Origin of the sequence: Pantoea dispersa, from assembly GCF_014155765.1 — a bacterium.
Classification (GTDB): Bacteria; Pseudomonadota; Gammaproteobacteria; order Enterobacterales; family Enterobacteriaceae; genus Pantoea; species Pantoea dispersa.
On sequence record NZ_SCKT01000008.1, the window covers coordinates 146,741 to 165,592 of the forward strand.

The 18,852-nt window shown below is 53.7% G+C and carries 20 protein-coding genes; 8 read left to right on the forward strand and 12 right to left on the reverse strand.

Features of this window, described 5'->3' with window-relative positions; translation table 11 throughout:
- Window positions 1-25 precede the first annotated feature (25 nt).
- Window positions 26-538 (reverse strand): cell-envelope stress modulator CpxP, encoded by a 513-nt coding sequence (cpxP, locus tag H7K56_RS19320; protein ID WP_021507049.1) that lies wholly within the window; start codon window positions 536-538, stop codon window positions 26-28.
- Window positions 539-688: 150 nt separating this feature from the next.
- Here cpxP and cpxR point away from each other — a divergent pair, with 150 nt between their 5' ends.
- The 3 genes from cpxR to trmL are packed head-to-tail and all read left to right on the forward strand — an operon-like array spanning window position 689 to window position 3,269.
- The gene (gene cpxR, locus H7K56_RS19325; protein ID WP_007885339.1) at window positions 689-1,387 is read left to right on the forward strand and encodes an envelope stress response regulator transcription factor CpxR; all 699 of its coding nucleotides are present in this window, start codon (window positions 689-691) and stop codon (window positions 1,385-1,387) included.
- Complete coding sequence (cpxA, locus tag H7K56_RS19330; protein ID WP_031279625.1) at window positions 1,384-2,760, forward strand: envelope stress sensor histidine kinase CpxA; 1,377 nt, start codon at window positions 1,384-1,386, stop codon at window positions 2,758-2,760. The genes cpxR and cpxA overlap by 4 nt, the downstream gene beginning before the upstream one ends.
- A gap of 35 nt (window positions 2,761-2,795) precedes the next feature.
- On the forward strand, window positions 2,796-3,269 hold the full coding sequence (gene trmL / locus H7K56_RS19335) for a tRNA (uridine(34)/cytosine(34)/5-carboxymethylaminomethyluridine(34)-2'-O)-methyltransferase TrmL (RefSeq protein WP_150360992.1): 474 nt from the start codon (window positions 2,796-2,798) through the stop codon (window positions 3,267-3,269).
- Here trmL and cysE read toward each other — a convergent pair.
- From cysE to H7K56_RS19360, 5 genes are all read right to left on the reverse strand, one after another.
- On the reverse strand, window positions 3,266-4,081 hold the full coding sequence (cysE, locus tag H7K56_RS19340) for a serine O-acetyltransferase (RefSeq protein WP_150360993.1): 816 nt from the start codon (window positions 4,079-4,081) through the stop codon (window positions 3,266-3,268). The genes trmL and cysE overlap by 4 nt on opposite strands.
- A 68-nt stretch (window positions 4,082-4,149) precedes the next feature.
- Window positions 4,150-5,169, reverse strand: coding sequence for an NAD(P)H-dependent glycerol-3-phosphate dehydrogenase (gene gpsA, locus H7K56_RS19345; RefSeq protein ID WP_150360994.1), 1,020 nt, complete (start codon window positions 5,167-5,169; stop codon window positions 4,150-4,152).
- Window positions 5,169-5,633, reverse strand: a complete 465-nt coding sequence (secB, locus tag H7K56_RS19350; RefSeq protein ID WP_021507054.1) for a protein-export chaperone SecB — start codon at window positions 5,631-5,633, stop codon at window positions 5,169-5,171. The genes gpsA and secB overlap by 1 nt, the downstream gene beginning before the upstream one ends.
- Window positions 5,634-5,673: 40 nt before the next feature.
- Entirely contained in the window at window positions 5,674-5,928 is a 255-nt protein-coding gene (gene grxC / locus H7K56_RS19355) for a glutaredoxin 3 (RefSeq protein ID WP_010616518.1), read from the reverse strand.
- A 19-nt stretch (window positions 5,929-5,947) separates the two neighbouring features.
- Window positions 5,948-6,379 carry a rhodanese-like domain-containing protein gene (locus H7K56_RS19360; RefSeq protein WP_058759412.1) on the reverse strand — a complete coding sequence of 144 codons (432 nt, stop codon included), beginning with the start codon at window positions 6,377-6,379 and terminating at the stop codon, window positions 5,948-5,950.
- A gap of 249 nt (window positions 6,380-6,628) precedes the next feature.
- On the opposite strand from H7K56_RS19360, the gene envC reads away from it, so the two are divergent.
- From envC to H7K56_RS19375, 3 genes are all read left to right on the forward strand, one after another.
- Window positions 6,629-7,930, forward strand: a complete 1,302-nt coding sequence (gene envC, locus H7K56_RS19365; protein ID WP_031279626.1) for a murein hydrolase activator EnvC — start codon at window positions 6,629-6,631, stop codon at window positions 7,928-7,930.
- A 3-nt stretch (window positions 7,931-7,933) separates the two neighbouring features.
- On the forward strand, window positions 7,934-8,839 hold the full coding sequence (locus H7K56_RS19370) for a divergent polysaccharide deacetylase family protein (RefSeq protein WP_150361018.1): 906 nt from the start codon (window positions 7,934-7,936) through the stop codon (window positions 8,837-8,839).
- Between the two features lie 132 nt (window positions 8,840-8,971).
- Window positions 8,972-10,048: a glycosyltransferase family 9 protein gene (locus H7K56_RS19375; protein ID WP_150360995.1), complete on the forward strand. Its 1,077-nt coding sequence runs from the start codon at window positions 8,972-8,974 to the stop codon at window positions 10,046-10,048.
- Window positions 10,049-10,091: 43 nt separating this feature from the next.
- Here the strand turns inward: H7K56_RS19375 and H7K56_RS19380 are convergent, their stop codons facing one another.
- From H7K56_RS19380 to rfaD, 5 genes are read right to left on the reverse strand one after another with little or no spacing between them, the layout of a single operon-like run.
- The gene (locus H7K56_RS19380; RefSeq protein ID WP_150360996.1) at window positions 10,092-11,252 is read right to left on the reverse strand and encodes an O-antigen ligase family protein; all 1,161 of its coding nucleotides are present in this window, start codon (window positions 11,250-11,252) and stop codon (window positions 10,092-10,094) included.
- Window positions 11,230-12,138, reverse strand: coding sequence for a WaaZ-like lipopolysaccharide core biosynthesis protein (locus H7K56_RS19385; protein WP_150360997.1), 909 nt, complete (start codon window positions 12,136-12,138; stop codon window positions 11,230-11,232). Before H7K56_RS19385 ends, H7K56_RS19380 begins: the two co-directional genes overlap by 23 nt.
- Window positions 12,139-13,101 carry a lipopolysaccharide heptosyltransferase RfaC gene (rfaC, locus tag H7K56_RS19390; RefSeq protein WP_150360998.1) on the reverse strand — a complete coding sequence of 321 codons (963 nt, stop codon included), beginning with the start codon at window positions 13,099-13,101 and terminating at the stop codon, window positions 12,139-12,141. It abuts the gene before it with no gap.
- A gap of 2 nt (window positions 13,102-13,103) precedes the next feature.
- Window positions 13,104-14,147, reverse strand: coding sequence for an ADP-heptose--LPS heptosyltransferase RfaF (gene rfaF / locus H7K56_RS19395; protein WP_058781669.1), 1,044 nt, complete (start codon window positions 14,145-14,147; stop codon window positions 13,104-13,106).
- Window positions 14,148-14,164: 17 nt separating this feature from the next.
- Window positions 14,165-15,097: an ADP-glyceromanno-heptose 6-epimerase gene (rfaD, locus tag H7K56_RS19400; protein ID WP_021507062.1), complete on the reverse strand. Its 933-nt coding sequence runs from the start codon at window positions 15,095-15,097 to the stop codon at window positions 14,165-14,167.
- A gap of 231 nt (window positions 15,098-15,328) precedes the next feature.
- Between rfaD and H7K56_RS19405 the strand changes: the two genes are divergently transcribed.
- Both H7K56_RS19405 and tdh read left to right on the forward strand, forming a co-directional pair.
- Window positions 15,329-16,540 carry a glycine C-acetyltransferase gene (locus H7K56_RS19405; RefSeq protein WP_150360999.1) on the forward strand — a complete coding sequence of 404 codons (1,212 nt, stop codon included), beginning with the start codon at window positions 15,329-15,331 and terminating at the stop codon, window positions 16,538-16,540.
- Window positions 16,537-17,565 (forward strand): L-threonine 3-dehydrogenase, encoded by a 1,029-nt coding sequence (gene tdh / locus H7K56_RS19410; protein ID WP_058759416.1) that lies wholly within the window; start codon window positions 16,537-16,539, stop codon window positions 17,563-17,565. The genes H7K56_RS19405 and tdh overlap by 4 nt, the downstream gene beginning before the upstream one ends.
- 32 nt (window positions 17,566-17,597) lie before the next feature.
- On the opposite strand, the gene H7K56_RS19415 is transcribed toward tdh, so the two are convergent.
- Window positions 17,598-18,680 (reverse strand): glycosyltransferase, encoded by a 1,083-nt coding sequence (locus H7K56_RS19415; RefSeq protein ID WP_150361019.1) that lies wholly within the window; start codon window positions 18,678-18,680, stop codon window positions 17,598-17,600.
- Window positions 18,681-18,852: the final 172 nt, after the last annotated feature.

Genomic DNA, 18,852 nt, shown 5'->3' on the forward strand with positions numbered 1-18,852 from the left:
TGGCAAGGAAAACAGGGATACTATGTTACTGGTTACTGCTGGTACTACTCACTGCTTGCAGCGGTGATGATGGCTGCAATCCGGAGAGCCGACGCGCTTCATTCAGGCGCCGCTCAAAATTCTTCTGCAATGTCGCTTGCTGTGCAGGCGTTAGCAGGTGATACATCTGATTACGAACCCGGGCCATCTCGATTTGCAGTTCTACCTGCTCGCGGGCCTGTTTCTCTGCCTGCTGGCGGATAGCCGATTCGTTAAATTTGTCTGCAATGACAAGGTCATGCATAGTTTCTATGTCCTGAACGCTTAACACCGGGCGTTCATGGCGCGCTTGCTGCATCAGATCGCGCATCTGTTGCCGCTGTTGTTCAGTCAGCTCAATGCCATCGAACATGTGGCTTTGCGGATTTTGCGTCATACTGCCTGTCGTCAATCCGCCGTTATGATGCATCTCGTCAATCGTCGTCGTGTCTGCTGCTTCTGCGCTGGCGTGACTGAGAACCATCGCTGAGGCAAAGACGACGGCGGTTAAGTAGCGCATCGTTTACTCCCGGTTCGTTCAGTTTTGCGATTCAACGAGAGCTAGTGTACGGCGACAGCTGCAAACATCCGTCAGGGGGTGTAAAACTACGTAAAGCGTTGGATTGCCACTATAGGAACACGGTATTTTGCCTGCGGAGGGCAACAAAAAATGAATAAAATCCTGTTGGTTGATGACGACCGCGAATTGACTTCGCTGCTTAAAGAACTGCTTGAAATGGAAGGTTTTGAGGTGATTGTCGCCAGCGATGGCGAGCAGGCGCTCAATCTGCTGGACAACACCGTCGACCTGCTTTTGCTCGATGTCATGATGCCGAAGAAGAACGGTATCGACACGTTAAAAGAGCTACGCCAGCAACATCAAACCCCTGTCATCATGCTGACCGCCCGCGGTAGCGAGCTGGACCGCGTTCTGGGCCTGGAACTGGGCGCGGATGACTATCTGCCAAAGCCGTTCAACGATCGCGAACTGGTGGCGCGTATCCGTGCGATTCTGCGCCGTTCCAACTGGAGCGAACAGCAGCAACAGCACGATAACAGCTCACCGACGCTGGAAGTGGATTGCCTGCGCCTGAATCCGGGCCGTCAGGAAGCCAGCTTCGACAGCGAAACGCTGGATCTCACCGGCACCGAGTTCACCCTGCTCTACTTACTGGCGCAGCATCTTGGCCAGGTGGTGTCACGCGAGCATCTCAGCCAGGAAGTGCTGGGCAAGCGCCTGACGCCGTTTGACCGCGCTATTGATATGCACATCTCTAACCTGCGTCGTAAGCTGCCGGAACGTCGTGATGGTCATCCGTGGTTCAAAACTCTGCGCGGACGCGGCTATCTGATGGTTTCGGCATCATGATTGGAAGTTTGACCACCCGCATCTTCGCCATCTTCTGGCTCACCCTGGCGCTGGTGTTGATGCTGGTACTGATGGTGCCCAAACTCGATTCGCGCCAGATGACCTCACTGATGGAGAGCGAACAGCGCCAGGGTACCATGATTGAGCAACACGTTGAGGCGGAGCTGTCACAGGATCCGCCCAACGACCTGATGTGGTGGCGCCGGCTGTTTCGCGCCATCGACAAATGGGCACCGCCCGGTCAGCGCCTGCTGCTGGTGACCAGCGAAGGACGGGTGATCGGTGCGCAGCACAATGAAATGCAGGTGATCCGCAACTTTATCGGCCAGTCTGATAATGCCGATCATCCGCAGAAGAAAAAGTATGGCCGCGTCGAGATGGTCGGTCCCTTCGCGGTGCGCGACGGCGAAGACAATTACCAGCTGTATCTGATCCGTCCCGCCACCAGTTCCCAGCTCGATTTCGTCAACCTGCTGTTTGACCGTCCTCTGCTGCTGCTCATCGTCACCATGTTAATCAGCTCACCGCTGCTGCTGTGGCTGGCGTGGAGCCTGGCGCGTCCGGCACGCAAACTAAAACATGCCGCGGATGAAGTGGCGAGCGGGAATTTGCGTCAGCATCCGGAACTGGAATCAGGCCCGCAGGAATTTCTTGCTGCCGGTTCCAGTTTCAACCAGATGGTGAGCGCGCTCGAACGCATGATGACGGCACAGCAGCGTCTGCTGTCGGATATCAGCCATGAATTACGCACGCCGCTGACGCGTCTGCAGCTGGCGACTGCGCTACTGCGCCGGCGTCATGGCGAAGGCAAAGAGCTGGAGCGCATTGAGACCGAAGCGCAGCGTCTGGACGGCATGATCAACGACTTGCTGGTACTGTCGCGCACCCAGCACAAGAACGCGCTGGTGAGCGAAGCGATGAAGGCCAACCAGCTGTGGAATGGCGTGCTGGAAGATGCCAAATTCGAAGCGGAGCAGATGGGTAAAACCATGGACGTACCGTATCCGCCCGGTCCGTGGCCGCTGTACGGTAACCCGCATGCGCTGGAAAGCGCGCTGGAGAACATTGTGCGTAACGCGCTGCGCTATTCGCACACGCACATCAGCGTTAGCTTTGCGGTGGATATTCAGGGCATTACCGTGCACGTCGACGACGACGGTCCCGGCGTCAGCCCGGAAGATCGCGAGCAGATTTTCCGTCCGTTCTACCGCACCGATGAAGCGCGTGACCGTGAATCCGGCGGCACCGGGCTCGGGCTGGCGATTGTCGAAACCGCCGTGCAACAGCACCGCGGCTGGGTGAAAGCCGATGACAGCCCGTTAGGCGGTCTGCGCCTGACGCTGTGGCTGCCGCTGTACTCCGCCCGGCAATAATTTGCTATGCTGCGGCCCTCGTTTCCGGGGGCCTTATGCTAAACATCGTCTTATTTGAACCTGAAATCCCGCCAAATACCGGCAACATCATCCGCCTGTGCGCCAATACCGGCTTTCAGCTGCACCTGATTGAGCCGTTAGGCTTCGCCTGGGATGATAAACGCCTGCGCCGCGCCGGACTGGATTACCATGAATATACCGCGCTGAAAAAGCACGCCAGCTACGCCGCTTTTCTGGCGGCGGAAGCGCCACAGCGCTTACTCGCGCTGACCACCAAAGGCACACCGGCGCACAGCGCCGTCAGCTATCAGCCGGGCGACTATCTGCTGTTTGGCCCGGAGAGCCGTGGCTTACCGCCAGACATTCTTAATGCGTTGCCAGCAGAACAGAAGATCCGCATTCCGATGCGCGCGGAGAGCCGCAGCATGAACCTGTCGAATGCGGTTTCAGTGGTGGTGTATGAGGCGTGGCGCCAGCTGGAATATGCGGGCGCGCTGATCAAAAGCTAGATGCCGTCGCCGTACTCAAACCCGGCGCTGGTGAAGTGCTGATCCATATCCATCGACGGTTTGTCGCTGGCTGGTTTGCCGACAATGCGCGCCGGCACGCCGGCCGCCGTGGTATGGGGCGGCACCGGCTGCAAGACCACCGAACCGGCACCGATTTTGGCACCGCGCCCGACTTCAATATTGCCAAGGATTTTGGCCCCTGCGCCAATCATCACCCCTTCACGGATCTTCGGATGGCGATCGCCGCTGGTTTTACCCGTACCACCCAGCGTGACCGACTGCAGAATGGAGACGTCATTTTCCACCACAGCCGTTTCACCAATCACGATGCCGGTGGCGTGATCCAGCATGATGCCACGCCCGATGCGCGCCGCCGGATGAATATCCACGGCGAATGAGACCGAGATTTCGTTTTGCAGATACACCGCCAGCGCGCGCCGTCCCTCTTTCCACAGCCAGTGGCCAATACGGTACGCCTGCAGCGCGTGGAAGCCCTTCAGATAGAGTAATGGCGTGGAATATTTGTCGACCGCCGGATCGCGCTGACGCACCGCCTGAATATCGTACGCGGCCGAGACAATCATCTCAGGATCCTGACGATACGCTTCTTCAACAATTTCGCGTATGGCGATAGCGGGCATGATCGGGTTAGCGAGCTTGTTAGCCAGCATGTAGCTGAGCGCGCTGCCGAGATTTTCGTGCTTGAGCAAGGTCGCATGGTAAAAACTGGCCAGCATCGGTTCACAATCGGCCAGCGCTCTGGCTTCGGCTTTGATATGGTTCCAGACCAGTTCTAACTCTTCAGACGACATTGCTGTTTGCTCCCGATAAAAAAGCGCCCGATTAGGCGCTACAGGTGATAATGCTTAAGCGTCCTGCTTTAGCTTTGGCTGTTCTCGTCCTTCCTTGTACGACCAAGCAGGCTCAATGCTGCCTCTCGCGCCGATTTTTCGCAATATAATACCTGATAAATTTGCTCGGTTATTGGCATTTCCACGCCCACACGCGCAGCTAACGCTTTGACTTCTTTGGTATTTCTGTAACCTTCTACAACTTGTCCGATAATGCGTTGCGCCTCATCCACGCTTTCGCCCTGCCCCAGCATCATGCCGAAACGGCGGTTGCGCGACTGATTATCGGTACAGGTCAGCACCAGATCGCCAAGACCCGCCATGCCCATAAAGGTCGTCGGATCGGCACCCAGCGCAGCACCAAGACGGCTCATCTCCGCCAGACCGCGGGTGATGAGTGCCGTACGCGCGTTGGCACCAAAGCCAATGCCGTCGGAGATCCCGGCACCAATCGCAATGACGTTTTTCACTGCGCCGCCCAGCTGCACGCCGGTGAAGTCCGGATTGTTGTAAACGCGGAAGCTTTTGCCGCAGTGCAGCTTTTGCTGCAGATCGTCGGCAAACTGCGCGTCAGTGGCCGCCAGCGCAATCGCCGTCGGCAAACCGGCCGCCAGCTCTTTGGCAAAGGTCGGGCCGGAAATCACCGCCAGCGGAATGCTGTCGCCGAGGATTTCGCGCGCCACATCCTGCAGCAGCCGTCCGGTCTCTTTTTCCAGTCCTTTGGTCGCCCAGACAATGCGCGAATCCGCGCGCAGCAGTGGTTTCAGCTGCATCAGCACATCGCCAAATACATGGCTTGGCACCACCACCAGCAGATCGCGGCTGGCGCTGACGACTTGCGCTAAATCGGCTTCAGGAACGAGATTATCAGGGAAAGGAACATCGGGCAGGAAAGCGGTATTGCATCGGTCAGCCTGTAGCTGCGCCACGCTTTGTGGATTGTGGCCCCACAGCAGAACCGGATGGCCATTACGAGCCAGCGTAATGGCCAGAGCGGTGCCGTACGAGCCGGCACCGATGACGCTAATCGAAGCGTTGAGTGTAGTCATCAGGCATCCTGACGTGGCGCTTCGCCTTCACCCTGCTGCTGCAGATAATTCATGAACAGCGCATCAAAGTTGACCGGCGCCAGATTAAGCTGAGGGAAGGTACCGCGTGACACCAGGCTGGTGACACATTCACGCGCATACGGGAAAAGAATGTTCGGGCAGTAAGCGCCGAGGCAATGTGCCATCTGCGTGCCTTCGATACCGCTGATGGTGAAGATACCGGCCTGCTGTACTTCGCACAGGAACGCGGTGTCTTCGCCCACGGTGGCGGTGACAGTAACGCGCAGCACGACTTCATACACTTCATCCGCCAGCTGAGAAGAGGCGGTGTCCAGATCCAGCTTCACTTCCGGTTCCCACTCTTTCTGGAAAACCTGAGGTGCGTTTGGCGCTTCAAATGAGACGTCTTTGGTGTAAACGCGTTGAATCTGGAACTGCATTTCGTTGCTGCTATGCTCTGACATGTTACTGAATCCTTTAAATGAAAATTGTCGGTCGAAAATGTTATGCGCGGAGCAAGGGATCGAGTCCCTGACGCCCGTCCAGCGCGTAGAGATCGTCACAGCCGCCAATGTGCTGCGCGTCAATAAAGATCTGTGGCACCGTGGTGCGGCCGCTGCGTTTGATCATCTCTTCGCGCTTTACCGCGTCCCCATCAATGGGAATCTCCTGGTATGACACGCCTTTTTGATCCAGCAACGCCTTCGCCCGGTGGCAGTAAGGACAGGTCACTTTGGTGTAAATCTCAACATTAGCCATGCGGTGATACCTCAGGAAGTTATTTACCGCGAACCAGCGGCAGGTTTTCGCCACTCCAGCCGCTCACACCATCTTTCAGCACGGTCACTTTGTCAAAACCCGCTGCGCTAAGGGTGGCTGCCGGTTCTGCGGCGCTCTGGCCGGTGGCACATACCACAATTATGGGCTGCGACTTGTGCTTTTCCAGCTCGCCGAAGCTGCCTTTTTTGATATCGGCTGCGGCGATGTTAATAGCCCCTGAAATGTGTCCTTTGCGATAGTCGTCGCGTGAACGAACGTCTACCACCACCGCGTCCTCTTTGTTGATCAGGTGGGTTGCTTCGCCACGGCTGATGGTTTTTACCTTAGAGAACATACCTTTAACGGTGGTTACAATCACCAGAATAAGTAAAGCGACCCATGCCAGACTAAGGATGGGGTGATTGCTTGCAAACTGCATAATTTCTTGCATGAGGGGTAACGACTCCAGACCGGGGCTAATAAGCTAAAACAAGGGTTCTGAGTATACCTGCGCCACTTCGCATGTACAGTCGCGAAGCGGGCAGAGTTACGATTTGTGCGTCATTTTCCAAAAAAAGTGTTCTAATCGCAAAATTGAGACAATCTTTATCCCGGTAAGCTGTGGCCGACATCTTTCGTAAAGCAAAACCCGGCCGGGATAACTGGTAAGCGGCTGTTCATCGTGGAATAATTATCGACTATGAAGGGAAAAGCGACCGTTACACACACAAGGACCCGTTACAACGACCCGGCATCTCCGTTGTCATTTCGCTGGTCCGATATCTCCCTCAGCCTGCTTTGTGCGGGTGCGTTGCTGTTGCCCGTCGCCGCGCATAGCGCCGATGACAGCAAAACGCAGCTAAAGTCCATTCAGCAGGACATCGCCGAAAAAGAGAAAAGCGTTAAAGCGCAGAAGCTGCAGCGCAGTAAGCTGCTCGATCAGCTGCAGAGTCAGGAAAAAGTGATTGCCCAGGCCAGTCGCCAGCTGCGTGAAACCCGCAACAGCCTGAGCGCGCTGAACGGCGAAATCGCCCAAACCACCGCCGCCATTGCCCGGCTGGAAAAGCAGCAGGCGCAGCAGGAAAAACTGCTGGCGCAGCAGCTGGATGCCGCGTTTCGTCAGGGCCAGCACAACGGCGTGCAGCTGCTGCTCGGCGGTGAAGAAGCACAGCGCAGCGAACGCATTCTGGCCTATTTTGGCTACCTCAATGCCGCCCGGCAGAAAAACATCGACGAGCTTAAGCAGACTCAGCAGGAGCTGGCGCAGCAGCGTCAGGCGCTGCAGGGCAAGCAGGAGCAGCAAAAGTCGCTATTAGCGCAGCAGCAGACGCAACAGAACAAACTGGAAACCGCCAGCGCCGCGCGTAAGAAAACGCTGTCCGCACTGGAGAGCGCGCTGGAGAAAGACCAGGCCGATCTGGTCGAGATGCGTCAGAACGAAAGCCGCCTGCAGGACAAAATCGCCAAAGCCGAACGTGAGGCGCGCGAACGGGCGCAACGCGAAGCGCGCGAGGCGGAAAAAGTGCGCCAGCGTCAGGCCCAGGCAAAAGCCAAAGGCTCCAGCTATTCCCCTACGCAAAGCGAGCGCGAGCTGATGGCGCGCACCGGCGGCCTTGGCCGGCCGGGCGGACAGGCCATCTGGCCAGTGCGCGGTCGCATTGAACATCGCTTTGGTGAAGCAATGCAGGGCGAACTGCGCTGGAAAGGTCTGGTGATTGATGCCCCGGAAGGCACTGAAGTCAAAGCCATTGCTGATGGTCGCGTGCTGATGGCCGACTGGCTGCAAGGCTACGGCCTGGTTGTGGTCGTCGAACACGGTAAAGGCGATATGAGCCTTTATGGCTACAATCAGAGCGCGTTGGTGAGCGTCGGTGCGCAGGTGAAGGCAGGACAGCCTATCGCCCTCGTGGGCACCAGCGGCGGCCGCGGCACGCCCTCGCTCTACTTTGAAATTCGTCGTCAGGGACAGGCCGTCAATCCACTGCCGTGGTTAGGAAGATAAGTGTTGTTTCAGTCCCAAAAGCTTAGCGCCGCCCTGTGCGGGCTGTTTTTCACCTTTGCCGCCCATGCGGGAAAACTGGCTATCGTCATTGACGACTTCGGCTACCGCCCGGCTGAAGAGAATAAAGTGCTGCAGATGCCTGCCGCGATTTCTGTGGCGGTGCTACCCAACGCGCCTCATGCGCGTGATATGGCAACCAAAGCGCATCAGGGCGGTCATGAAGTGCTGATTCACCTGCCGATGGCGCCGCTGAGCAAACAGCCGCTGGAGAAGGACACGCTGACGCCGGAGATGAGCAGCGAAGAGATCGCGCGCGTCGTGCGTGACGCCAGCAACAAAGTGCCGTATGCGGTTGGCCTGAACAACCATATGGGCAGCAAAATGACCTCCAGCCTGCCCGGCATGCAGAAAGTGATGCAGGTGCTTAATCACTACAACTACTACTTCCTCGATAGCATGACCATTGGCAACAGCCAGTCGGTCCCGGCCGCGCAGGGCACGCAGGTCAAAGTCCTGAAGCGGCGCGTATTCCTCGACGACAGCCAGAATGAAGCGGCGATTCGCACCCAGTTCACCCGCGCAGTGAAGCTGGCACAGCGTGATGGCTACGCTATCGCCATTGGCCATCCGCATCCCACCACAGTACGGGTGTTGCAGCAGATGTTGCCAACGCTACCGGGCGATATCACCCTCGTCCGCCCCAGCCAGTTGCTCAACGAACCGCTGCGCCAGGGCGCTACGCCGCCGGTCAGCACGCCGGTGAAACCGCGTACCCCGGTGTTCCGTGCGCCTGGCGTGTGTAAGCCGGGCCAGCCGCTGCCAGCCGTACCGCAGAGTCGTGCGGTGGAGGTGCTAGTTGAGAGTATTACCAATAGCCCACTGATTAAGCAGCTACAGCAACTGCTTTGAGGCTCTGTTTGAATATCGTGCAAAATATTCACATCAGCCTCTTTTGAGGCTGATGATTTTTCCGTTATTATAGCTGGATTGTTTTTTTCATATGTTTTCCTATTGAATTGAATTTGAAGGTAATACGTATTAATGAAGAAGCTCTGGAAGATTAATACTATAAATAAAGTACTAAGCCTGCATGCCAGATTGAGCAGGATTGATGCGAATAAAAAGCCGCTTAGTGCAGCTCAGGACTTTAAGCGTATTGTTATTTTCTCCACAACAGCGCTGGGCGATCTGTTATTCAACACACCAGCAATCCGTGCGATAAGAAATCGCTATCCTGCGGCTAAAATCATGCTGGTCTCGAGCTATAAGAACCGCGATTTAGTGCAGGGTAGTACATGGTTTGATGAAGTGGTTATTTGGGACAATAAAGTTAAAAATATATTTAGCGTTATTAAAGCCATGAGGAAATTCAAGGCTGAAATTACATTCATACTTCACTCTCGAATTGGTTATGATATTTTATGCTCACGCCTTGGTGGTTCCAGGTATATTGTGCGAGATAATTTTAGCAGTGACACAACGATTTTTAATCGCTGGATAGACTTATATAGCAAAGAGAAAAACCTTCATATTATTCAGCGAAAATTAAATTTAATTGCACAACTTGGTTGTGATATTACCAATATTTCAATGCAATTTCCAAATGATTATAACACACCAATATCAAGTAATAACAATGCTACTATAGCATTCCAATTAGGTGCATCAGAAAAGCTACGTTGCTGGCCTGTTGAGCACTATTCAAATCTTGCGCAAACTATCATCTCACGCCATCCCAGTACCCATATTGTATTGACGGGTGCAGAACAAGATCTGAAACTTGCCTCAGCCTTCTATGCCGCTCTGCCGGAACAATATCATCCTAACGTTGTATCATATATTGGCAAAACTCGTTTGCCAGAGTTAATAAAGTTAATCTATTCAGTTGATGCTCTCGTTACTGGAGATACCGGTCCGCTTCACATCGCAATCACTGCAAGAACAAGAACTGTTAGTTTATATGTTAGTGCTAATCCTGCCCATACAGGTCCTTATCAGGATCCTCAACTGCACAGGACCATACGAATCGAGCCAGAGAAAAATGACGATCCAATATACCCACTCCGTAAAATAGGAGTTGCTAAAGTATATGAAGCACTGGCTTCAATTCTCGAATAATATTGCCCAGATCATTTACATGAAAGTCTCTGGGCGACATTTGTTAACGGGTTTGACGGTTGGATAAAACAATAGCTAATGGAAGCCAGAAAAGTATCCATGATTCTCCTGGCCCTCCAATAACAAACATACCTTGAGTAATAAAAAACATCAGTGAAAAAAGATAAATTGAAGCTTCCAGACCCGCACCCCGATGAAATTTCTTATAGGCATTGATAAGTCCGGTAATCATTAGCGCTAAAAGGAAGAAAACACCTACAACTCCTCCCTTAAGAAAGGCAGAAAAATAAATACTATGCGTTGTAGTAACATGCTGTCCGATACTGTTTATAAACCTAATTTCTTTATCGAATCCCCAGCCAAATACGGGATGATGAAGACCTTGCTCAAATGCAAATTTCCAGATCCCAAAGCGAATAAAGCTCTGTTGATAAGAAGACAACATACGTTGATAGAATTCATTGCCATAATCTGTGAAAAAGAAGAACAATGATATAATTAAGGAAACTAAAAAAATATATAAAAAATGCCGCAAATGCATATTTTTATATTTTGCAAATAATACTAACAAAGATACAATTAAAGCCAGCAAAGGTCCGCGGCTTTGAGTCAATAATAACCCAATGAAAAGGAAAGCAGCAGGAATGAAAACCCAGAGCTTACCAGACTCACGCGCAACTATTAACCCGCTCAAGATTCCGATAGCAAAATAACCACCTAAATCAATAACATTCTTAGGGGCATAGAGAAACCCTGATTCTAGTCTATTAGTTAAAATTGTGCTCTTATCAACAAAAAGAATTGTTAAAATAAAAAGCGTTATGCACCCCATAAAAATAACGAGATGAACTTTTAGCACCCCATACTTTACGATGCAATGATTAAACATCAGTATAAAGAAGACAAAATACATAGAGTGCTTTAATGTTGACTCAATATTTGATGGGTCAGCACTCCAGAGGTTGGTTAAGCTATAATAAAGCAGAAATATTAAAACAACCCCCAGAGACTTCCCACTCAAGCCATCTTGGTGAAAGATATTATTTCGAGTCAGAAAGATATAAATCATTGCTGAAATAATTGAGATATGAAATAAATTGTTTACTTTCCCTACACCAGTAAATATAGGAAGCAGCAGTAAGAAGCTCATAAAAGAAATTAGAGCCACTGGTTTCAGACTTTCACACCTTTTTAAAAATAACATCTAGCGTTGCCTTCTCAAATATATCTTCGCCTAGACCACTTTTTAAAGAGAGATTATACACCTTTATCTTCTTCCGCTTTAACTCCAAGCTTGCATGATAAAATGCCGGCTGTATAACCTTATTAAAATTCATTTCAAGCTGGCTGGGTTGTTTATTTTCTTCATTCTCATAGAATCTGGGGCTTCCAAAATTATTCATATCAACACCGGCCAATAGAATTCTACCGGCCCCTAACCAAACTGATAATTGCAATGCCCAATATACAACCGTAGCAGCATCAAAAATACCAACTCTTATATCCCAGGAAAATCCAGATGGCGGATCGGTATTGAATAAACTTATTCCTTTTGTTTTATTATATCGACTGGCATATTCGTTAGGCTGAACAATATCGCAGAAGATCTTATAGCTTAAGTCTTCAATTATCGCTAACTTACATTTTATCTTAAGTCCCCCAACTCGCTTAAGAATATCGTTTAAACAATGTAAAGTGGTAAAAAACAATAACTCTGAATCATCAATTATTTCCTCAACCACATCAAACTTCTTATCAATAAAATCCCGATCAACAATAACAAAATATGCAAATTTGATTTTATCACGTAAATGATAAGCACCATTTACGCCGATAACACTGGTTCGTGAAAGATCATGCAGATTTAATGTTTTGATTGATGGTCCGGTTGCCAGAATAGTAAAATCTCCTGATGTAGCAGATCGGAGATTGTTGAGATCCTCAACTTTCACTTCTTCACCGCGGTATGATAGCCGCTGAATATGTCCGGCTTCGTTACGCGAGATTTTAATATGTGGCCAAAAGTTTTCGTTATGCCTCAGCTTTCTTCTGTGAGTATAACGATAAATTTGCTTGAATAATGATGACATTCAGAGCAATTCCCGTAACTTATTCATAACATAATCAGCAGAAATAAACTGCATTGTCCCATTCTCGCTAACAATAGCATGCTGATTCCTGCCATAGCCACCAATCAGTCCCGGGTCAGTCGGGCCGAACAGGGTGATGTTGGGGCGATCCAGCGCGGCGGTCAGATGGCTCAAACCGGTATCCACCGAGACCACTGCACGGGCACCCGCCAGCTGCTGCGCCACCTGCTCCAGCGTTAGCTTCGGCAACACCTCTGCATGATCAAACCCTGCTGCCAGCCGCTGCGCGCGCTGGTGCTCGTGTTCGGCGCCCCACGGCAGCCTGACGCGCAGGCCAGTGGGCTGAACCCGCGCGATGAGCTGGCGCCAGTGATCTTCCGGCCAGTGTTTGTTGTCGCGCGTTGTGGCGTGCAGAAACACCAGGTACGGTTGGCTATCCTGCGGTTGCGCCGCGAGAAAATGACCGGCAATGGCATAGTCGCCCTGCGTGGCCGGTTTTTCATAGCCCAGACTTTTCGCGAACAGTTCGCGCGTGCGTTCCACGGCGTGCTGCTGCTTACCAATCTCATGACGCTTGTCATACCACCAGCTGGCGAACGGTTCACGTGCGCTGCGGCTGTCCTGGCCATGTTTGATGCCTTTAGCCAGGCGCGTCACCAGCGCGGCGCTTTTAATCAGCCCCTGGGCATCAATCACCACGTCGTACTGACGTGACTGCAGCTCGCGTTTGAATTGCACGCGCTCTTCGCGCTGCTGGCTGCCAAACCAGTGTTTGCGCCAGCGACGAATCGCCACCGGCAGGACTTTGTCGACGGCCGGATGCCAGCCAGGAATTTGCGCAAAATTCTCTTCCACCACCCAGTCGAAGCGAATGCCGGGAATCGCCTGCATCGCATCGGTCAGCGCCGGCAACGTGTGCAGCACATCACCCATCGACGAGGTTTTAACAATCAAAACGTGCATGGTTACTCCTGCACCGGATGCAGTAACTCATTGAGTTCCTGATGCACGCGTGCCGGTTGAATATCAATCAGGCTCTGGTGATAGCCCTCTGCGGCATCGCCTTTGCGCACTTTGTGGTAGCCAGTAATCAGGCGAATGATGCGCGCCTGATGGGACAGCGGCGGCGTGAAGTCCGGGCTGCTCGGGCCATACAGCGCCACCAGCGGCCGGTTGAGCGCGGCGGCAATGTGCATCAGTCCGGAATCATTGCTGACGACCGCAGCACAGTGGGCGATCAGAATCACCGCCTGCTCCAGCTGCGTTTCGCCCGCCAGATTGCGGCAGTGCGCGCGTGCCGTGTCCGGCAGCGCCTGCAGGATCGCCTCGCCGGTTTCCCGATCTTTAGCCGAGCCAAACAGCAGCACCTGATAGCCTTCAGCAATCAGCTGTTCTGCCAGCGCGGCGTAGTGATAGTGTGGCCAGCGCTTCGCGGGACCAAATTCGGCACCGGGGCAGAAGCCGATGGCCGGGCGATCGGCCGACAGCGCAAACTGCGCTGCGGTCATGCGTTTTTCATCGTCGTCGACGCGCAGCTGCGGCCACAACAGCGGCTGCGGCAACTGTGCTGCCGCCGCAACCGGCTGGTCATAGCCCAGCGCCACATAGCGCTCCACCATTAAGGGAAACGCGGCTTTGTCCAGCACACGCACGTCATTCAGCACGCCATAGCGCATTTCACCGCGCCAGCCGATGCGGCGTTTGATGCCGGCAAAAAACGGCACCAGCGCCGATTTAAACGAGTTTGGCAGCACATAGGCGCGATCGTAACCGCTGGCCCGCAGCGCTTTGCCCAGGCGACGGCGCTCACCCAGCGCCAGCGCACCGTGGCCAAGCGGCATCGCCAGCGCCTGATTCACTTCCGGCATGCGTGACAGCAGCGGCCGGCACCAGGCCGGCGCCATCACATCAATTACCGCCTCAGGGTGCGCCTGTTTCAGCGTGCGATAGAGACTTTGCGACATCATCATATCGCCGACCCAGGAGGGGCCAATAACCAGAATTTTCATCGCCGGTGCCGGTTTCCTTATGCGTGACGGTTCAGCCAGGCCATGTATTCGCCCACGCCCTGCGCAACGGTTTTAAACGGTTTGTCATAGCCCGCGGCGCGCAGTTTGCTGAGATCCGCCTGCGTAAAGGCCTGGTAGCGCCCTTTCAGTTTGTCCGGGAACGGGATGTATTCGATCTGGCCTTGCTGGTGGAACTTCAGCACCGCATCCGCCACTTCCTGGAAAGATTCGGCGCGGCCGGTACCACAGTTATAGATGCCGGAAACGCCGTTTTCCCAGCACCACAGATTGACTGCCACTACATCATCAACGTGGATGAAGTCACGACGGAAGCTGTCGCTGCCCTCGAACAGCTTAGGATTTTCACCGTTGCTGATTTGCGTATTGAGGTGGAACGCGACGCTCGCCATGCTGCCTTTATGGCCTTCACGCGGCCCGTACACGTTGAAATAGCGGAAGCCGCACACCGGCGAATCCGCTTCCGGCAGAATCTGGCGGACATAGTGGTCGAACAGCATTTTTGAGTAGCCGTACACGTTGAGCGGCTGCTCGTACTGGCGCTCTTCAATGAAGTTCTCGTTACGCCCGCCGTAGGTGGCGGCCGATGAGGCATACAGGAACGGAATTTCACGTTCGAGGCAGAAGTGCAGCAGATCTTTCGAGTACTGATAGTTATTGTCCATCATGTACTTACCGTCCCACTCAGTGGTGGCTGAACAGGCACCTTCATGGAACACCGCTTCAATCGGACCCAGATCTTCACCCGACATGATGTAGGTGAGGAACTCCTCTTTATCCATGTAATCCGCGATGTCCAGATCCGCGAGGTTCACGAATTTGGTGCCATCTTTCAGATTATCCACCACCAGGATATCGGTATGACCGCGATCGTTGAGCGCTTTCACAATGTTGCTGCCAATCATGCCCGCGCCGCCGGTTACGATAATCATATGCTTTGCCTTTAAACAGTTGGGGTGAAACAGGAGGTTTCACGCACGAATACCTAACATCATAACATTTCAGCCCGATGCGGACAGCCAGATGACGCCGATCGCGCTGCACAAATCCTGCGCGCCGCGTGAACTATGCTGCAAAACGGAGATTTCCCTGGCTGAATTGTCGTCCATTCGCTTTTCGATCAGTAATATGTGCCAAAATTTTGCTATCTGAGGAGCAGAATCATGTCCGATCAGTTCTATTCACAAATCCGGCAACAGCTTGAGACAACGCGGCAGGACGGATTGTTCAAACAGGAGCGCACCCTGACCTCGGCGCAGCAGGCGGAAATCAACGTCGCCAATAGACCGCCGGTGATTAACTTCTGCGCCAATAACTATCTCGGCCTTGCGAACCATCCGGCGCTGATTCAGGCCGCCAAAGACGGTATGGATACGCATGGTTTCGGCATGGCGTCGGTGCGTTTTATCTGCGGCACTCAGGACAGCCATCAACTGCTGGAGCGGCGGCTGGCGGAGTTCCTCGGCATGGAAGAGGCCATCCTGTTCTCCTCATGCTTCGACGCCAACGGCGGGCTGTTTGAGACCCTGCTGGGCGCGGAAGACGCGATTATCTCGGATGCGCTCAACCATGCGTCGATCATCGACGGTATCCGCCTGTGCAAAGCCCAGCGCTATCGTTACGCCAACAATGATATGGCTGAGCTGCGCGCGCGCCTGCAGGAGGCCCGCGACAAGGGGGCGCGCCATCTGCTGATTGCCACCGACGGCGTGTTCTCCATGGATGGCGTGATCGCTAACCTGCAGGGCATTTGCGACCTGGCCGATGAGTTTAATGCGCTGGTGATGGTGGATGACTCGCACGCGGTGGGCTTTGTCGGCGCAAGCGGACGCGGCACGCATGAATACTGCGGCGTGATGGATCGCGTGGATATCCTGACCGGCACGCTGGGTAAAGCGCTGGGTGGCGCGTCCGGCGGTTACGTGGCGGCAAAACGCGAGGTGGTTGAATGGCTGCGTCAGCGCTCGCGCCCTTATCTGTTCTCTAACTCGCTGGCACCGGCGATTGTGGCCGCGTCGCTGCGCGTGCTGGATCTGCTGAACGAAGGCGATGGCCTGCGGCAGCGGCTGTGGGAGAACGCCCGCTTCTTCCGGGAAAAAATGACCGCCGCTGGCTTTACGCTGGCCGGTGCCGATCACGCCATCATTCCGGTGATGCTGGGCGATGCCAAAGTGGCGCAGCAGTTTGCCAGCCTGCTCCAGCAGGAAGGCATCTACGTTACCGGCTTCTTCTATCCGGTGGTACCGCAGGGCCAGGCGCGCATTCGCACGCAGATTTCTGCCGGCCACACCCAGGCGCAGCTGGAGCACGCGGTGGCGGCCTTCACGCGCATCGGACACCAATTAGGGGTTATCACTGCAGGAGCCAACGGATGAAAGCACTGGCTAAACTGAAAGCGGAAGAGGGGATCTGGATGGTGCACGACGCACCGGTGCCGGAGCCTGGTCATAACGATCTGCTGATTAAAATCCGCAAAACCGCCATCTGTGGCACCGATGTGCATATCTATAACTGGGATGACTGGTCGCGCAAAACCATTCCGGTGCCAATGATCACCGGCCACGAATACGTGGGCGAAGTGGTCGGTATCGGTCAGGAAGTGAAGGGTTTCGCCATCGGCGATCGCGTATCAGGCGAAGGTCACATCACCTGTGGCCACTGCCGCAACTGTCGCGCCGGCCGTACCCATTTATGCCGTAATACCGTGGGTGTAGGGGTCAATCGTCAGGGCTGCTTCGCCGAATATCTGGTGATCCCGGCGTTTAACGCGTTCAAAATTCCCGACAATATTTCCGACGAGCTGGCGGCGATTTTCGACCCGTTCGGTAACGCGGTGCATACCGCGCTCTCGTTTGATTTGGTAGGTGAAGACGTGCTGATCTCCGGTGCCGGACCGATTGGCATTATGGCGGCAGCGGTGTGTAAACACGTCGGCGCGCGGAATGTGGTGATCACTGACATCAATGAGTACCGCCTCGGGCTGGCGCGTGAAATGGGCGTGACGCGCGCGGTCAACGTGGCGCAGCAGAATCTGCGCGAGGTGATGACGGAACTGGGCATGACCGAAGGCTTTGATGTCGGACTGGAGATGTCCGGCGCGCCGCCGGCGTTTCGTACCCTGCTGGAGACCATGAATCACGGCGGACGCATTGCGCTGCTGGGCATTCCGCCGGGTGAGATGTCGATTGACTGGAATCAGGTCATTTTCAAAGGACTGTTTATCAAGGGGATTTACGGCCGTGAGATGTTTGAAACCTGGTACAAAATGGCCGCGCTGATTCAGTCCGGCCTCGATCTGACGCCGATCATCACGCATCGCTATCACATCGACGACTTCCAGCAGGGCTTCGACGAGATGCGTTCCGGGCGTTCAGGCAAAGTGGTGCTGAGCTGGGATTAAACGATAAAAAGGGAGCTTAGGCTCCCTTCTGTTTAATCGCTTAGTGCAAGATACTGCTTACATATAGCGTCCGTATCAAATCCGGCAAAGTCCGCCGCACTGAATTGTGGTGGTTGCTGATAAATCGCCCGCATGGTCTCTGCCAGCGACTGCGCATTCAGGTCCGCAAGCCCACGCGCCAGATCCCCCTGCAGCAGCCACTTTGGGCCGCCAGGGCAGCGCGTACTAACTACTGGCGTACCACATAGCATCGCTTCAATTAGCACATTTCCAAATCCTTCACTGTCCGAACTGACAATAAGCATCGAGGCCCGACTAATCCAGGCATAAGGATTGGCAGTAAACCCTTTAAAAATAACGCGATCATTAATACCTAATTGCTGCGCCAGCGATTGCAGTGCCGCTTTTCTCTCTGCCGATCCCTGACCAAGCAGCACTAGCGGCAAAGGGATATCACTAAGAGCATATGCCTTAAGTAAGCGATCGTGCCGTTTGGTCTCATGAAAACGTCCTACGTGCAATAGAAAACCGGATGAAGGGACTTCTGCTGGCTCAGCTGCGAGCTGCTGAATTTTTTCAATATCAAAAGGATTGCCGATCACCGCTTCGCGAGCCAGCGTCACATTAAAAGCCCTTTTTAAGTCGTCGAGAACCTCCGGCGACACACCAATAACATTACCACCCTGATAAACATGGTGAATTTTTTGCACCTTTAACCAGCGCGACAGCCCTTTACGGTGTCCCAGATAAGAGGCTGAAAATACGCCGTGCAGGCAGAACCAGGTTTTACTGGACGGTAGTGCACGACAATGGCGCACAATCCGGTCAGTTTTATGTAAATGGGAAATGATTAAATCAAATGCGCCTGAAGTCTGTTCGGCCTGGCGAACTGCACGATCCAGCAAGCAGGCGCGTCGCCTCAGTTCGGTGAGTTTGCGCCACGGACGACGATTATGATCCTCGATAACCTGATAATTAACTCCCGCCGGTAAGGGATAGTCACAAACCTTGCGCAGAGAAAATAGCGACACGCGATGTCCCTGCGCCATCATACCGGTGACGAGTGTGAGCACCACTTTTTCGGCACCGCCGCCTGGCAGGCCATCAATCACCATGAGTATACGTTTTGCCACAGTATCCTTCCTGTCCGAATGGAAAAGCGAAATTAACGCCATAAATATTATCGCAATCAGATGTAAAAACCGACGCTCTGCTGCGCGTTTTTGCCTGCTTAGATTGTTGCCTAAATAGTTTTGCGTCACTGAAGGCCACAGCGTAACATTGCGT

Excerpts from the sequence above, each read along its gene's own strand:
- cpxP (WP_021507049.1), bottom strand. The coding sequence starts at position 538 with ATGCGCTACTTAACCGCCGTCGTCTTTGCCTCAGCGATGGTTCTCAGT.
- cpxR (WP_007885339.1), top strand. The coding sequence starts at position 689 with ATGAATAAAATCCTGTTGGTTGATGACGACCGCGAATTGACTTCGCTG.
- cpxA (WP_031279625.1), top strand. The coding sequence starts at position 1,384 with ATGATTGGAAGTTTGACCACCCGCATCTTCGCCATCTTCTGGCTCACC.
- trmL (WP_150360992.1), top strand. The coding sequence starts at position 2,796 with ATGCTAAACATCGTCTTATTTGAACCTGAAATCCCGCCAAATACCGGC.
- cysE (WP_150360993.1), bottom strand. The coding sequence starts at position 4,081 with ATGTCGTCTGAAGAGTTAGAACTGGTCTGGAACCATATCAAAGCCGAA.
- gpsA (WP_150360994.1), bottom strand. The coding sequence starts at position 5,169 with ATGACTACACTCAACGCTTCGATTAGCGTCATCGGTGCCGGCTCGTAC.
- secB (WP_021507054.1), bottom strand. The coding sequence starts at position 5,633 with ATGTCAGAGCATAGCAGCAACGAAATGCAGTTCCAGATTCAACGCGTT.
- grxC (WP_010616518.1), bottom strand. The coding sequence starts at position 5,928 with ATGGCTAATGTTGAGATTTACACCAAAGTGACCTGTCCTTACTGCCAC.
- H7K56_RS19360 (WP_058759412.1), bottom strand. The coding sequence starts at position 6,379 with ATGCAAGAAATTATGCAGTTTGCAAGCAATCACCCCATCCTTAGTCTG.
- envC (WP_031279626.1), top strand. The coding sequence starts at position 6,629 with ATGAAGGGAAAAGCGACCGTTACACACACAAGGACCCGTTACAACGAC.
- H7K56_RS19375 (WP_150360995.1), top strand. The coding sequence starts at position 8,972 with ATGAAGAAGCTCTGGAAGATTAATACTATAAATAAAGTACTAAGCCTG.
- H7K56_RS19380 (WP_150360996.1), bottom strand. The coding sequence starts at position 11,252 with ATGTTATTTTTAAAAAGGTGTGAAAGTCTGAAACCAGTGGCTCTAATT.
- H7K56_RS19385 (WP_150360997.1), bottom strand. The coding sequence starts at position 12,138 with ATGTCATCATTATTCAAGCAAATTTATCGTTATACTCACAGAAGAAAG.
- rfaC (WP_150360998.1), bottom strand. The coding sequence starts at position 13,101 with ATGCACGTTTTGATTGTTAAAACCTCGTCGATGGGTGATGTGCTGCAC.
- rfaF (WP_058781669.1), bottom strand. The coding sequence starts at position 14,147 with ATGAAAATTCTGGTTATTGGCCCCTCCTGGGTCGGCGATATGATGATG.
- rfaD (WP_021507062.1), bottom strand. The coding sequence starts at position 15,097 with ATGATTATCGTAACCGGCGGCGCGGGCATGATTGGCAGCAACATTGTG.
- H7K56_RS19405 (WP_150360999.1), top strand. The coding sequence starts at position 15,329 with ATGTCCGATCAGTTCTATTCACAAATCCGGCAACAGCTTGAGACAACG.
- tdh (WP_058759416.1), top strand. The coding sequence starts at position 16,537 with ATGAAAGCACTGGCTAAACTGAAAGCGGAAGAGGGGATCTGGATGGTG.
- H7K56_RS19415 (WP_150361019.1), bottom strand. The coding sequence starts at position 18,680 with ATGGTGATTGATGGCCTGCCAGGCGGCGGTGCCGAAAAAGTGGTGCTC.